Raw genomic sequence first — 13,879 nt, 5'->3', positions numbered from 1 at the left:
GTAACGTCCGCGTAACACGGGGTTCCTAGGCTCCGCCGCATGGACCGCCAGCAGGAGTTCGTGCTCCGCACGCTCGAGGAACGCGATATCCGTTTCGTCCGTCTCTGGTTCACGGACGTGCTCGGCTACCTCAAGTCGGTGGCGGTGGCCCCGGCCGAGCTGGAGGGCGCCTTCGCCGAGGGGATCGGCTTCGACGGGTCGGCCATCGAGGGCTTCGCCCGCGTCTACGAGTCCGACATGGTCGCCAAGCCCGACCCGTCCACGTTCCAGGTCCTGCCCTGGGAGACCGCCTCCGGCGAGCACTACTCCGCCCGGATGTTCTGCGACATCGCCATGCCCGACGGGTCGCCGTCCTGGGCCGACCCGCGGCACGTGCTGACCCGTGCGCTGAACAAGGCGGGCGAGGCCGGGTTCACCTGCTACGTGCACCCGGAGATCGAGTTCTACCTGCTCCGCGACCTGCCCGACGACGGCACCCGCCCCGTCCCGGCGGACTCCGGCGGTTACTTCGACCAGGCCAGCCACGACGTCGCCCCGCACTTCCGGCGGAACACGATCGAGACGCTGGAGTCGATGGGCATCTCGGTGGAGTTCTCCCACCACGAGGGCGGCCCCGGCCAGCAGGAGATCGACCTGCGCTACGCCGACGCGCTGACGATGGCCGACAACCTCATGACGTTCCGCTACGTCGTGAAGGAGGTCGCGCTCACCCAGGGCGTGCGGGCCTCGTTCATGCCCAAGCCGTTCTCCGAGCACCCCGGCTCGGCGATGCACACCCACTTCTCGCTGTTCGAGGGCGACCACAACGCCTTCCACGACCCGGACGACCCCTACGAGCTCTCCGCGACCGGCAAGGCGTTCGTCGCCGGGGTGCTCAAGCACGCCCGCGAGATCACCGCCGTCACCAACCAGTGGGTCAACTCCTACAAGCGGCTCATCACCGGCGGCGAGGCCCCGACCGCGGTGTCCTGGGGCCACGCGAACCGGTCCGCCCTGGTCCGGGTGCCGATGTACTCCCCGGGCAAGTCGTCCTCGCGCCGGGTCGAGGTCCGCACGCTGGACTCCGCGTGCAACCCCTACCTCGCCTACGCGGTCATCCTGGGTGCCGGTCTGACCGGCATCCAGAAGGGGTACGAGCTGCCCCCGCCCACCGAGGACGACGTGTGGGCCCTGACCGACACCGAGCGCCGCGCGCTGGGCTACGAGCTGCTCCCGCAGAACCTGACCGAGGCCCTCGACGTCATGGAGCGCAGTGAGCTGGTCGCCGAGTACCTCGGCGAGCACGTGTTCGACTTCTTCCTGCGCAACAAGCGCGCCGAGTGGGACGCCTACCGCCGGAACGTGACACCGCACGAGCTCGCCACGTACCTTCCGGTCCTGTGAGCGGCTTCGACGCAGAAGAGATCATCCTGGGCCCGCTGCCGAAGGGCATCACACGGGCCGGCGAGGGACAGCACACGCGGGTGTGGAACGTGCTGGGCCACACCTACTGGGCGAAGGCGGTCAGCGCGACCAGCTTCGCCTTCGAGACCCTCGACCCGCCGGGCACCGGGGTGCCGCCGCACGTGCACACCACCCAGGACGAGCACATCCACGTGCTCGACGGGGTGTTCACCCTCTACCTCGACGGGCAGTGGGAGAAGGCCGGGCCGGGCGACACCGTGCTGATGCCCAAGGGGCTCCCGCACGCGTACTACAACAAGGGCGACGCCGACGCCCGGGCGCTGTTCTGGGTGAGCCCGGCCGGGCGGCTGGCGTCGCTGTTCGACCGGCTGCACGACCTCACCGACCCGGCCGAGGTCGTCCGGCAGTCGGCGCGCCACGACGTCGAGTTCCTGCCGCCGGGCAGCGTCCCCGGGGCCGACTAGCGGGTGTTGCCCGACGCGCGGTGGTAGCCGGCGAAGATCTCCTCGAGCTCGTCGCCGGTGATCACCGCGTCCAGGTCGTCGAAGCCGTCGGGGGCGCGTCGCTCGACCTCGTCGATGACCCGCTCCGGGCCCCCCATCCGGTTGCGCAGCACGACCTCGGCGGTCGTCGGCAGCCGCTCGGCCTGGGAGGCGGCCAGCGCCGCCTGCGGGGTGGCGGCCGCCGACAGGTGTCCGGCGAGCGAGGCGGCGTCGAGGATCGCCTGGCCCGCGCCGTTGGAGCCCATCGGGACCATCGGGTGCGCGGCGTCGTCGAGCAGCGTGACCCGGCCGCGGGACCAGTGCGGCAGCGGGTCCCGGTCGCACATCGGGAACCCGAAGATGCCGGGTGTCGCGGCGATCAGGGCGAGGTGGTCGACGTCGTCGAGCTGGAAGCGGCGGGCGTGGGCGAGGGTCTCCTCGCGGTCGGCGGGCCGTGACCAGTCCTGCCGCTGCGGGGCCGGGTCGCCGTCGACGCCGGTCGCGATGCACACCGCCCAGTTCGTGAGCACGGTGCCGGGCGCGGACCCGGCGCCGACCGGGTAGACGACGAGCTTGGCCGCGTTCCCGCCCGCGACCACCATCGAGCGGCCCCCGCGGAACGCCGGCCAGTCCGTCGCCCCGCGCCACATCGACACCCCGTTCCAGTGCGGCGGCCCCTCCCCAGGGAACAGGCCCGTCCGCACCGCGGAGTGGATGCCGTCCGCGCCGACCAGCACGTCACCGGTCGCCTCCGGCGTCGCCGGGTCGGTGAAGCGCACCCGCACCCCGTCACGGTCGTCGGCGACGGCGGCCACCCGGTGCCGGGTGCGGACCGCGTCCGGCCCGAGCCGGTCCCGCACGGCGTCGGCGAGCATCCGGTGCACCCGGCCGCGGTGCCCGGCGACCTGGGGGACGGCGAACCCGGCCGCCACCCCGCAGGGGCGCCGCAGGATCGGCTGTCCGAGCCGGTGGGCGTAGGTGAGGTCGGTCGTCGCGATCCCGACCGCGGCCAGGTCCTCGGCGAGCCCGAGGTCGTGGAGTACCCGCACGGCGTGCGGGAGCAGGTTGAACCCGACGCCGAGCTCGCCCGCGCCGGAGCCCTGCTCGAACACGGTCGACCCGATCCCGACCCGGTGCAGGGCGAGCGCGGTGGTGAGCCCGCCGATCCCGCCTCCGGCGATCAACACGTGCACGGGGGTCCTCCTGGACGGGTGTCGGTCGGCGGTCGGCGGTGCACGTCTCAGGGGCGGGGGAAGGCCAGGGCCAGGGTGTCGGTGATGCGGCCCAGCACGGCGCGGTCGTCGTCGCCGAGCCGGTCGAGGACCAGCTCGCGCACGGTGCGCAGGTGGGTCGGCGCGGCGGCCCGCACGACGGCGAGGCCGTCGTCGGTGAGCGCGGCCAGGGTGTAGCGGCCGTCGCCGGGGTCGGGGGAGCGTCGCACCCAGCCGCGGCCCTCCAGCCGCTTGACGACGTTCGACAGCCGGGACTGCGAACCGTTGGTGAGGAACGCGAGCTCGCCCATCCGCAGCCGGCGCTCCGGTGCCTCGGACATGTGGCTCAGCGTCAGGTACTCGAACAGGCTCAGCCCGTGCTCGCGCTGCAGCGGGGCCTCCAGGCGCCCGGGCAGCAGCATGATCATCGACGCGACGCCGGTCCAGGCGGCCTTGTCCTGCGCGTCCAGCCACCGGGGTGCGGCGTCGGGCTCGGCGGGTCGGTCCTCCACCGGCCGGACTGTACAACGCCGTCAATCACTTGTAGATTGAATTCATGCTTGAAGTAAATGACCGACCGACCTTCCACCTGACCCCCGGCTACGGTGAGGCCGCCCGGGACCTGCTCGGCTACAGCCAGGCCGTCCGCATCGGGAACCGGGTCGAGACCTCCGGCCAGGGCGGCTGGGACGACGCCTTCGCCGTCCCGCAGGACCTGGAGGCCGAGATCGTCGCGGCCTTCGACAACGTGGCCCGCACCCTCGCCGAGGCCGGCGCGACCTGGGCGGACGTGGTGCACGTGAACTCCTACCACCGCGTCGCCCCGGGGGAGGCGGCGATCGGTGCGGACCACAACGACGTCATGACCCGCGAGTTCCGGGTGCGTACCGGCGGACGCGCACCGGTGTGGACGCAGACCGGGGTGACCGCGCTCGGGCTCGCCGCGATGCGCGTCGAGATCCGGGTGACCGCGCTGATCGAACCGGAGCGCACCGGGCGGGACTGACCCGTCCGGGGCTGCCGGGCGGACGGTGGGCACCGTGACCCCGCGGTGATGGGGCAGGATCACCGGTCATGGATCGGCGCACGGGGACATCGCTGGCCCGGCTCGGCCTCACCGGTGAGGACGCGGCCACGACCCTGCGCGGTCTGGGCTGGTGGGCCGGCGACGGGCCGGCCCCGGGCTGCGAGGAGATCATGTGGGCGCTGGCCCGCAGCCCCGACCAGTCCCTCGCGCTGCGGGCGGTCGAGCGGCTCGCGCAGACCGCCCCGTGGCCCGCGATCGACCGGGCGCTGCGCACCGACCGCGGCCTGCGTGGCCGGCTGTTCGCGACCCTGGGGTCGTCGACGGCGCTGGGCGACCACCTCGTCGGGCACCCGGACCGCTGGCCGTTGCTCGCCGACACCGCCGAGCGCGGGAACCTGCCGCCGGACCTGGCCCGGCGCAGCGCGAACCTGCTCCGCGCGGTCGGTGCCGACCCGGACGCCCCGCGCCCGGGCACCGTCGGCGGGGCGCGGGCCCCGCTGACCGGGGCCGAGGCCGTGGCGGCGCTGCGCACCGCCTACCGCGACGAGCTGCTCGGCCTCGCCTCGGCCGACCTGGCCGCGGTCGGGGACCCCACGCTGCCGGTGATGGAGGTCGACGACGTCGCCGCGCAGCTCGCCGACCTCGCCGAGGCCGCGGTCTCGGCGGCGCTGGCGGTGGCCGCCGCCGAGCTGGACCCGCCCGACGAGCTGCGCCTGGCGGTCATCGGCCTCGGCAAGTGCGGCGGGCGCGAGCTCAACTACGTCTCCGACGTCGACGTCGTGTTCGTCGCCGAGCCCGGCGGTGAGCTCGCCGCACCCGCGACGAAGCTGGCGTCGCGGGTCATGCGCATCGCGGGGGAGGCCTGCTTCGAGGTCGACGCGAACCTGCGGCCCGAGGGCCGCCAGGGCGCGCTGGTGCGGACCCTCGACGGGCACGTCGCCTACTACAAGCGGTGGGCGAAGACCTGGGAGTTCCAGGCCCTGCTCAAGGCCCGGCCGATCGCCGGGGACGCCGAGCTCGGCCGGGCCTACGTCGAGGCGCTCTCGCCGATGGTCTGGCAGGCCTCCACCCGGGACGACTTCGTCGCCGAGGTGCAGGCCATGCGTGCCCGGGTCATCGAGAACATCCCGTCCGAACAGCGGGAACGGGAGCTGAAGCTGGGCCGCGGCGGGCTGCGCGACGTCGAGTTCGCCGTGCAGCTGCTGCAGCTGGTGCACGGCCGCGGCGACGACACCCTGCACTCGGGCACCACCCTGGTCGCGCTCGCCGCGCTGTCCGAGGGCGGCTACGTCGGCCGCGACGACGGCGCCAACCTCGCCGCCTCCTACCGGTTCCTGCGCCTGCTGGAGCACCGGCTGCAGCTGCAGAAGCTGCGCCGCACCCACCTGCTCCCGGCCGCCGACGACACCGACGGGCTGCGCTGGCTCGCCCGGGCCGCGCGGATCCGCCCGGACGGCCGCCGCGACGTCGTCGGGGTGCTGGTCGACGAGTGGCAGCGCAACGCCCGCCGCGTCACCCGGCTCCACGAGAAGCTGTTCTACCGGCCGCTGCTGTCGGCGGTGTCGCGGCTGGCCGCCGACGGCGCCGACGCCGTGCTGTCCCCGGAGGCGGCACGGGCGCGGATGAAGGCGCTGGGCTGGGCGTCGCCGGAGGGGGCGCTGGGGCACCTGCGGGCGCTCACCGGCGGGGTGTCGCGGGCCGCGTCGATCCAGCGCGCCCTGCTTCCGGTGCTGCTGGACTCGCTGTCGCGCAGCCCGGACCCCGACCGCGGCCTGCTCGCCTACCGGCGGGTTTCCGAGGCGCTCGCCGACACCCCCTGGTACCTGCGCCTGCTCCGCGACGAGGGCGCGGTCGCACAGCGGCTGATGACGCTGCTCGGCACGTCGGCGCTGGTCCCGGACCTGCTGGCCCGCGCCCCGGAGGTCCTGCGGATGCTCGCGACCTCCTCGGGGGTGCAGAGCCCGGAGCTGACCCGGGATCCGGCCGAGGTGTCGATGGCGCTGCGCACCACCGTGGCCCGGCAGCACACCCCGGAGGCAGCGGTCGCCTCGGCGCGGTCCTACCGCCGCCACGAGATGCTGCGGATCGCCTGTGCCGACCTGCTCGGCCTGCTGCCCGTCGACGCCGTCTGCGCGGCGCTGAACTCGGTGAACGAGGCGGTACTGGCCGCGACGCTGGATGCGGTGCTGCGGGCGGAGACCGAGCGGCCCGCCGTCCTGTCGGTGATCGGGATGGGGCGTCTCGGCGGCGGCGAGTCGAGCTACGGCAGCGACGCCGACGTCATGTTCGTCTGCGCGCCGGCCGAGGGGGTCGACGACCACACCGCGGTGCGGTGGGCGACCCGCGTCGTCGAACGGGTGCGACGGCTGCTGGGCTCCCCGAGCCCGGACCCGGCGCTTCCGGTCGACGCAGACCTGCGCCCGGAGGGGCGCTCCGGACCGATGGTCCGCACGCTCGCCTCCTACCGCGAGTACTACGCCCGCTGGGGCGAGGTGTGGGAGGCCCAGGCGCTGCTGCGGTCCCGGCCGATCGCGGGGGACCGGACGCTGGGCCGGGAGTTCACCGCGCTGGTCGACCCGATCCGCTACCCGGCGGACGGGTTGTCGGCGGCGTCGGTGTCGGAGATCCGCCGGATCAAGGCCCGGGTCGACGCCGAGCGCCTGCCCCGCGGGGCGGACCGCTCCACCCACACGAAGCTCGGCCTGGGCGGGCTCGCCGACGTCGAGTGGACGGTGCAGCTGCTGCAGCTCCAGCACGCCGGGGACCTGCCCGAGCTGCGCACCCCGTCGACGTTGGACGGGCTGCGCGAGGCCGCCGAGGCCGGGCTGATCAGCGCCGGGGACGCGGCCGAGCTCGAGGAGGGCTGGCGCACCGCGACCGCGGCCCGCAACGCGATCATGCTGGTCAAGGGCAAGCCCGGCGACCAGCTCCCGCGTTCGGGACGGGAGCTGGCCGCCGTGGCCACCGCACTCGGGTACCCCGCCGGCGGCGACCCGGGAGAGTTCCTCGACGACTACAAGCGCGTCACGCGGCGCGCCCGGGCGGTCGTCGAGCGGGTGTTCTACGGCTGGTCGGAGGACTGACCGACCGGTGCGGCGCGCAGCGCGGCGGCGAACCACTCGTACGCCGGGATCGCCGGCTCCCGCGCCGGCCAGTCGTTGAGCACCCCGAGCAGCGTCCAGTACCGCTCGACGCGACGGTCGGCGAACAGCTCGACCGTGTCGGCCCAGGCGGTCCGGTCGGCCGCCGGCAGCCCGGCGACGCCGGGGATCCGCGCCAGCGCCGCGGCCGCCGCGGGCGAGGCCGGGTCGACCCCCGCGGCGAGCGCGCCGCCGGCGTGTTCGGCCACCGCGGCCGGGTCGGCCTGCCGCTCGCGGTGCTCGGCGACGGTGGCGCCGGCGACGGCCATCTCCCGGCAGCGGGCCCGGAAGCCCGGGGCGCCGACCAGCTCGGCCAGCTCCACCCAGGCCCCGACCTGCTCGGGGGTCGGGTCGTCGGGCAGCTCGGCCGGCATCGACCGCATCGCGGTGGCGATGCCCGCACCGGGCGCGTCGGCGTCGATGCCGGCGAAGGCCTCGCTCACGAACTCGTCGATCAGGTGCTGCCGCTGGGCCGCGGACAGCCGGGCGAGGTCGTTCATCAGGGTCACGCTCCGTTCGTCGGGTGGGAGGTCACCGGGTGCGCCGCGGGCGAGCAGCGCGCACACCGCCCGCTGGGCCCGCAGCTCCCGGATCCGGTCGTCCAGGGCCCGTACGTGTGCCGCCGCGATCTCGCCGACCCCCCGTCGGCGGGACAGCACGGCGCGCACGTCGTCCAGGCCCAGGCCGAGCTCGCGCAGGGTGCGCACGAGATCGAGCCGGGCGACCGCGGCCGCCCCGTAGACACGGTGGCCCGCTCCGTCGCGGTCGGCGGGGACGAGCCCCTCGTCCGACCAGAACCGGAGCGTGCGCACCGCGACCCCGCTGCGCCGGGCGAGCTGCCCGATCGTCAGCGTGACAGGGTGATCATCAGGACGTGGTGCGGTCACGGGGTACAGCCTCGGGGGTTCCAGCGACTGGAGGTCAAGTGCGAATCGGATTCTCGGTCCCGCAGTTCGGTGCGGCGGCCGCGCAGATCGACCGGACCGCGGAGTTCGCGGCCGGTGCGGAGGAGCGCGGCGCGGCGAGCCTGTGGACCGGTGACCGGCTGCTCGTCGCGGTCGACCCGGCCATCGGCTACGGCGGCGGCCCGGGTGGACCCGGCAGCGTGCCGGCCGAGTTCGGCAGTGCGCACGACCCGATGGCCCTGCTGACGGCGGCGGCCGCGGTCACCTCCCGGGTGCAGCTGGGCACCAGCACGCTGAACGCGCCCTGGTACCCCGCCGCGCTGCTCGCCCGCCAGGCCACCACCCTCGACGCCGCTCTCCGGCGGGCGGCTGCTGCTGGGCCTCGGCACCGGCTGGGCCCCGGAGGAGTACGCCGCCGTCGGCGTCCCCATGTCCGAGCGCGGCGCCCGCCTCGACGACGCCCTCGACCTGTTCGACGCCTGGTGGGGCACCGACCCGGTGGCCTTCGACGGACGCTTCGCCACCGTCGCGCCCTCGCACGTGCACGCCAGGCCGACGTCCGGGCGGGTCCCGGTCTACCTCGCCGGGTGGGCGCCCCGCGCGCGACGGCGGATCGCCGAACGCGCCGACGGCTTCCTGCCCGTCGCCGGGACCGCCACCACCGACCTCGACGCCGCCGTGTCGACGCCCTGGTCGCAGCTGCGGGAGGCCGCCGTCGCCGCCGGGCGGGCCGCCGACGCCGTCGGTGCGGTCCTGCGGGTCAACCCGCAGCCCGGCGAGACCGCGGCCGACGCGGCCGCGGTGCTGCGCCGGGTCGCCGCCGACACCGATGTCGAGCACGCCTTCGTCGACCTCATGTACCTGGCCGGCGACACCACGACCGCGCTCGCCGCGGTGGAGGAGATCCTCGCCGCGGTGTGACCGGGGCCCGCTGGTTCACTGGTCCGGTGGACCTCGACGTGATCACCCGCGGCTACGAGCTCGTCGCCGCCCGGCCGGCGTCGCTGCTCGCGGCGCTGGTCGCGCTGGCCGTCGTCGCGTGGCGGCCCAGCTGGCGGCTGACCCGCACGGCGGTGACGATCGCGCACGAGGGTGGGCATGCGCTCGTCGCGGTGCTGGTCGGGCGCGGGCTGACCGGGATCAGGCTGCACGCCGACTCCTCCGGCGTCACGCACTCCACCGGTGCCGGGCGCGGGCCCGGGGTGGTCGCGATGTTCGTCGCCGGGTACGTGTTCCCCCCGCTGCTCGGGCTGGGCGGCGCGGTGCTCGTCGCGGCCGACGCCGCGCAGGCGATGCTGTGGATCGCGGTGGGCCTGCTCGCCGTCACCCTGCTGCAGATCCGCAACCTCTACGGGGGGCTGGCCGTCGTGGCCACCGGAGCCGTGCTCGTGCTCGTCGCCCTGCGCGCCCCGGACGACCTGCGCACCGCTTTCGCCGCCGCGCTCGCCTGGTTCCTGCTGTTCGGCGGTGTGAAGGTCTGCCTGGAGCTGCGCCGGGGCCGTCGCGGGGGGCGGCTGCGGCACTCCGACGCCGATCGGCTCGCCGAGCTGACCCCGCTCGGCGGCGGGGCGTGGGCGTCGCTGTTCGTCCTCGTCGCGTCCGCGGCGACGCTCGCCGCATGCTGGGTCGTCTTCGCCCCCGGTGGGGCGCCCGCCTGACAGCATCGAGGAATGGCAGAGGACTTCAACACCAGGGTGATCCGCGAGTTCCGCGAGAACGACGGCCGGGTCGGGGAGCCGTTCACCGGCCTGCCGATGATCCTGGTCCACCACATCGGCGCGAAGAGCGGCGCCGAGCGGATCGCGCCGCTGCGCTGGTTCGCCGACGGCGACCGCTGGGTCGTGGTCGCCTCCGCGGCCGGCGCGCCCCGCCACCCGGCCTGGTTCCACAACCTGATGGCGCACCCCGACGTCACCGCCGAGATCTCCGACGGCGAGGGCGCGGTCGAGACCGTGCAGGTGCACGCGAGCGAGCTCGACGAGGCCGACCGCGACCGGGTCTGGACCTGGATCAAGGAGAACAACGGCGGGTTCGCCGACTACGAGCGCCGGACCGACCGGACGATCCCGCTGGTGGGCCTGCGCCGGCGCTGACCGCGCACTGCCCGGAGCGTGAGGCCGGGGTGGGCACGCGCGCCACGGTGATGGCAGGGTTCCGGGCATGACGATCTCGCTCGAGCAGGCACAGACCATCGCCGCCGCCGCCCTGGCCCACGGCACGGAGCAGGGGTTCAACCCGCTGACCGTCGCCGTGCTGGACCCGGGTGGCGCGATCGTCGCGCTGGCCCGCCAGGACGGCTCGGGCTTCCTGCGCCCCGACCTCGCCGTCGGCAAGGCCAGCGGGGTGCTCGCCCTCGGGATGACCAACCGCGCGATCGCCGCCCGGGCCGCGGACTCCCCGGAGTTCTTCACCTCGGTGGCGAACCTGGCCGGCGGCAAGATCCTCTCCGTCCCCGGCGGGGTCTTCGTCAAGGACGCGGCCGGCACGCTGCTGGGTGCCGTCGGAGTGACCGGCGACGCGTCGCTGAACGACGAGGCCGCGGCCCTCGCGGGCATCGAGGCCGCCGGCCTCGTCGCGGTCACCGGGGCCGAGTAGGCCGGTTCCCCGGATGTGCCGCACCCCCGGGCGACGATGTCAGCCCGGGGGCGCGGAGGGGACACGATCCTGCCGCCGAGGAAGGACCGTGCACGTGCGTGGGTGCGCTGCGGCGCGCAGAGGGTCTCGCGTGGCCGGTGGCGAGGCGTCGACATCCGGGCGGTGTCACCGAGCGGAGTGTCCGGGTGGACGTGACCCGCACTCCGTGTGACCTGGAACACGGTAGCTCCGAGTCAAGCATTCGCGTCCTGTCCCTGTCAACGGATCCGCGGACGCGGTCGGTGAGATGATCTCTGCACCGATTCCGCGCCGGCGATGCCCCGGACGGGCCCGGCCGCGGGCGGGTGTCGCGTCCGCCGGTCGTGGTCGCCGGGTGACGCGCGCACATCCGGGAGGACCCCGACCGTGCGAACTCCGGCACCTGATGGTGGGTCAGGGGTGTTCCGCGATGTTCCCGTGACCGGTGGTGGCTAGCGTCGGTCGCGTCCTACACGACATCGGGAACCGCGTGGTGCCGACGGCCGTACCCGGCCGGCGGACGGGTGTCTCCCCGGTGCCGTTCGGAGCAGCCGGACCGGGCCGACGTCCTCCCGTCTCCCGATCGCAGCCGAACGGTGACCCCGGGGGACGTTTCGCCACGACCCCCACGGGTCACTCGGTGCCGACCGGTCAGATTCGGTTCGTCTCGCACGGACCGTCAGCGAGGGAGACAGACATGGGAATCATCGCGTGGATCGTGCTGGGGCTGATCGCGGGCGCCATCGCCAAGGCCATCATGCCGGGCAAGGACCCGGGCGGCATCATCGTCACCCTGATCCTGGGTGTCGTCGGAGCGCTGCTCGGCGGCTGGATCGGCAGCGCGGTCTTCGGCGTCGGCCTGGGCGGGTTCTTCAACATCTCCACCTGGCTGCTCGCCATCGTGGGGTCGCTGATCCTGCTGGCGATCTACCGCGTCATCGTGGGCCGCAAGGTCCGCGCCTGACGCACCCGTAACACCCCTCGTCGGCGCCCGCCCGGAGCTCTCCGGGCGGGCGCCGACGTATGTCCGGGCCCGGTCGACGGACTGCGCCGCCCGACTTCCGCGGCACGGCGGTGCCCGCGTGCCGACGGCCGTCCCTCCCGGACCCGCGGGCCCACGGGCCCGGCCCGACGGCCCGCGAGGTCCGTCGGGGAGACTGGGGGCCCACCCGCCCTCCCGATCAGGAGTTCCTCGATGTCGCACGGGACCGTCCGCTGGTTCGACGCCGAACGGGGTTTCGGCTTCCTCGCCCCCGAGGACGGCTCGCCGGACGTGTTCGTGCACGCCTCCGAGATCGTCGGGGGCGGCGGCACGGCCGTGCTCCGCGAGGGCCAGGTCGTCGAGTTCGAGGTCGGTGAGAACGACCGCGGGCCCCAGGCGCTGCGGGTGCGGGTCACCGCCGAGGCCGCCGACGATGCCATGGGCCTGCTCGGCACGGTCACCTGGTACGAGCCGGGGAAGGGGTACGGCTTCGCGACGCCGGACGGCGGCGGCGGCGACATCTTCGTGCACAGCTCCGCCATCGTGACCGGAGGCGTCGTCACCGAGGGCCAGCGGGTGGCCTTCCTGGTCGTCGAGGGCGAGCGCGGCCCGCAGGCCGGGCACGTGATCCCGTTGGGGGAGGGGGCGGGCCTCCCCGTCCCGGACGGCGGGGCGGACGGCGACGACGGGGCCGACGGCACGGTGACCTGGTACGACGAGGGCAAGGGCTTCGGCTTCGTCACTCCCGACTCCGGCGACGAGGACGTCTTCGTGCACGCGCGGTCGCTGGCCGAGGGGCTGACGTGGCTGGCGGAGGGCGACCGCATCGCCTTCGAGGTGGCCCAGGCGGAGAAGGGTCCCCAGGCCCGTGACGTGCACCTGGTCCGGGCCGGCGCGCCCCCGGCGGCGCCGAAGCGGTCGGCACCCGCCCCGGCTGCGGGGCCGTCGTCGCGGGACGTGCCCGCACGGGGCGGCGAGGGCGTCGTCGTGCGCTACGACGAGGACCGCGGCTTCGGTTTCATCAGCCCGGACGCCGGCGGTGACGACCTCTTCGTCCACGTGTCCGTGATCGCGGGCTTCGAGCCGCTGCAGAAGGGCGACCGGGTCCGGTACGGGGTGCGTCAGAGCGATCGGGGCCCGCAGGCCGACCGCGTCGAACGCCTCTGACCCGGCGGCCCGGGGAGTCCCGTCCGGGCCGGAGAGCGACGACGGCCGGCGGTCGACCCGACAGGTGCCCGGAGGCTCTGCCGGGTCGGCCGCCGTTCATCGCGCCGCCGGGACGGGCGACGGGACGCCTCGATCAGACGTCGTGGGAGTGATCCGGCTTTGATCGTGACCAGCGGCAACCACAAGGCGCACTCCTGCGACCCGGTGAGGTCGGTCGCTGCATGTCAACGGTGGTCGGCTCTGTCTGGCGTGCCTCCGGCTCCCCGCGCCGACGGCGTCACGAGACCCGGGCCGACCCGCGGGGTCAGGGCTCGTACGGGACGACGACGTCGATGATCCAGGTGACGCCGAACCGGTCGGTCAGCTTTCCGTACAGCGGCGAGAACACCGACGGGCCCAGCGGGACCAGGATCGACGCCCCGTCCGTCAGGGCGTCCCAGTACCGGGTGATCTCGTCGGCATCGGCGGATCGCAACGCGAAGTAGAACTCGTTCTCGCCGCGGCGCCACTCGAGGGTGTGCTGCACGTCGTAGGCCATGACATGGAAACCGCCGGAGGCCTGCACCTGGCCCCACACGATCTGCTGCGGGTCCTGGCCGGGCAGCGAGTCGCAGGATGATGTCACCTCCGAAGACCGACTGGTAGAACTCCAACGCAGCTCGGGCCTCACCACGGAAGTTCAGGTGCAGGGCACTGGTCACGCTCACGACGCCTCCTGGGATCCGACAGACCGTCCGGGCGGTAGCCCTGCGACAAGAACGATCATCGCGTGGATCCCGGTCACATGCTGTCCTCGTTGCAGGCTTGCAGTCAGGGTCCGACCATGACCGAGACTTCAGGCCAGGTCGACCCGCACCGGAACCGACAGTCGGACCGGGCGGGCGGTGGACGCGGTCCCGGTGGCCAGGAACGACGACGGCCCGCCCTCCCCGGAGCAGGCCGGAGGAG

14 protein-coding genes and 2 pseudogenes are annotated in these 13,879 nt (G+C 74.4%); 12 read left to right on the top strand and 4 right to left on the bottom strand.

The window, feature by feature from the left end:
• Positions 1-39 precede the first annotated feature (39 nt).
• A complete protein-coding gene (gene glnA, locus KPF47_RS21530) occupies positions 40-1,383 on the top strand; it encodes a type I glutamate--ammonia ligase (RefSeq protein ID WP_224390590.1) in 1,344 nt (447 codons plus the stop codon).
• Positions 1,380-1,868 carry a cupin domain-containing protein gene (locus tag KPF47_RS21525; RefSeq protein ID WP_224390589.1) on the top strand — a complete coding sequence of 163 codons (489 nt, stop codon included), beginning with the start codon at positions 1,380-1,382 and terminating at the stop codon, positions 1,866-1,868. Before glnA ends, KPF47_RS21525 begins: the two co-directional genes overlap by 4 nt.
• On the opposite strand, the gene KPF47_RS21520 is transcribed toward KPF47_RS21525, so the two are convergent.
• Positions 1,865-3,079: an FAD-dependent monooxygenase gene (locus KPF47_RS21520; RefSeq protein ID WP_224390588.1), complete on the bottom strand. Its 1,215-nt coding sequence runs from the start codon at positions 3,077-3,079 to the stop codon at positions 1,865-1,867. The genes KPF47_RS21525 and KPF47_RS21520 overlap by 4 nt on opposite strands.
• Positions 3,080-3,126: 47 nt before the next feature.
• Positions 3,127-3,609, bottom strand: a complete 483-nt coding sequence (locus tag KPF47_RS21515) for a MarR family winged helix-turn-helix transcriptional regulator (RefSeq protein ID WP_224390587.1) — start codon at positions 3,607-3,609, stop codon at positions 3,127-3,129.
• A gap of 44 nt (positions 3,610-3,653) precedes the next feature.
• Here KPF47_RS21515 and KPF47_RS21510 point away from each other — a divergent pair, with 44 nt between their 5' ends.
• Together KPF47_RS21510 and KPF47_RS21505 are read left to right on the top strand one after the other, a co-directional pair.
• The gene (locus KPF47_RS21510) at positions 3,654-4,103 is read left to right on the top strand and encodes a Rid family hydrolase (RefSeq protein WP_224390586.1); all 450 of its coding nucleotides are present in this window, start codon (positions 3,654-3,656) and stop codon (positions 4,101-4,103) included.
• A 68-nt stretch (positions 4,104-4,171) separates the two neighbouring features.
• Positions 4,172-7,207: a bifunctional [glutamine synthetase] adenylyltransferase/[glutamine synthetase]-adenylyl-L-tyrosine phosphorylase gene (locus KPF47_RS21505; protein ID WP_224390585.1), complete on the top strand. Its 3,036-nt coding sequence runs from the start codon at positions 4,172-4,174 to the stop codon at positions 7,205-7,207.
• Here the strand turns inward: KPF47_RS21505 and KPF47_RS21500 are convergent.
• Complete coding sequence (locus KPF47_RS21500) at positions 7,186-8,151, bottom strand: MerR family transcriptional regulator (protein WP_224390584.1); 966 nt, start codon at positions 8,149-8,151, stop codon at positions 7,186-7,188. The genes KPF47_RS21505 and KPF47_RS21500 overlap by 22 nt on opposite strands.
• Between KPF47_RS21500 and KPF47_RS40320 the strand changes: the two are divergent.
• The 8 genes and pseudogenes from KPF47_RS40320 to KPF47_RS21460 all read left to right on the top strand — a co-directional run.
• Positions 8,139-8,462, top strand: a pseudogene (locus tag KPF47_RS40320) (LLM class flavin-dependent oxidoreductase); the annotation flags it as partial. The gene KPF47_RS21500 and the pseudogene KPF47_RS40320 sit on opposite strands and share 13 nt — an antisense overlap.
• 76 nt (positions 8,463-8,538) lie before the next feature.
• Positions 8,539-9,090 carry an LLM class flavin-dependent oxidoreductase gene (locus KPF47_RS39000; protein WP_308015466.1) on the top strand — a complete coding sequence of 184 codons (552 nt, stop codon included), beginning with the start codon at positions 8,539-8,541 and terminating at the stop codon, positions 9,088-9,090.
• Positions 9,091-9,116: 26 nt separating this feature from the next.
• Positions 9,117-9,827, top strand: coding sequence for a M50 family metallopeptidase (locus KPF47_RS21490; RefSeq protein WP_224390583.1), 711 nt, complete (start codon positions 9,117-9,119; stop codon positions 9,825-9,827).
• Positions 9,828-9,839: 12 nt separating this feature from the next.
• Positions 9,840-10,262, top strand: a complete 423-nt coding sequence (locus KPF47_RS21485) for a nitroreductase/quinone reductase family protein (RefSeq protein WP_224390582.1) — start codon at positions 9,840-9,842, stop codon at positions 10,260-10,262.
• Positions 10,263-10,329: 67 nt separating this feature from the next.
• Positions 10,330-10,764, top strand: a complete 435-nt coding sequence (locus tag KPF47_RS21480) for a heme-binding protein (RefSeq protein ID WP_224390581.1) — start codon at positions 10,330-10,332, stop codon at positions 10,762-10,764.
• A 715-nt stretch (positions 10,765-11,479) separates the two neighbouring features.
• Entirely contained in the window at positions 11,480-11,746 is a 267-nt protein-coding gene (locus KPF47_RS21475; RefSeq protein WP_224390579.1) for a GlsB/YeaQ/YmgE family stress response membrane protein, read from the top strand.
• A gap of 231 nt (positions 11,747-11,977) precedes the next feature.
• A pseudogene (locus tag KPF47_RS21470) lies at positions 11,978-12,175 on the top strand (cold-shock protein); the annotation flags it as partial.
• A gap of 27 nt (positions 12,176-12,202) precedes the next feature.
• Complete coding sequence (locus KPF47_RS21460) at positions 12,203-12,931, top strand: cold-shock protein (protein ID WP_374108882.1); 729 nt, start codon at positions 12,203-12,205, stop codon at positions 12,929-12,931.
• A 304-nt stretch (positions 12,932-13,235) separates the two neighbouring features.
• Here KPF47_RS21460 and KPF47_RS21455 read toward each other — a convergent pair whose 3' ends face one another.
• On the bottom strand, positions 13,236-13,556 hold the full coding sequence (locus KPF47_RS21455) for a VOC family protein (RefSeq protein ID WP_224390578.1): 321 nt from the start codon (positions 13,554-13,556) through the stop codon (positions 13,236-13,238).
• Positions 13,557-13,879 lie beyond the last annotated feature (323 nt).

It is taken from the genome of Pseudonocardia sp. ICBG1293 (assembly GCF_020131355.1).
GTDB lineage: Bacteria > Actinomycetota > Actinomycetes > Mycobacteriales > Pseudonocardiaceae > Pseudonocardia.
The sequence above is the reverse complement of the archived record's forward strand: the minus strand, read 5'-3'. Positions and strand labels throughout refer to the sequence as shown.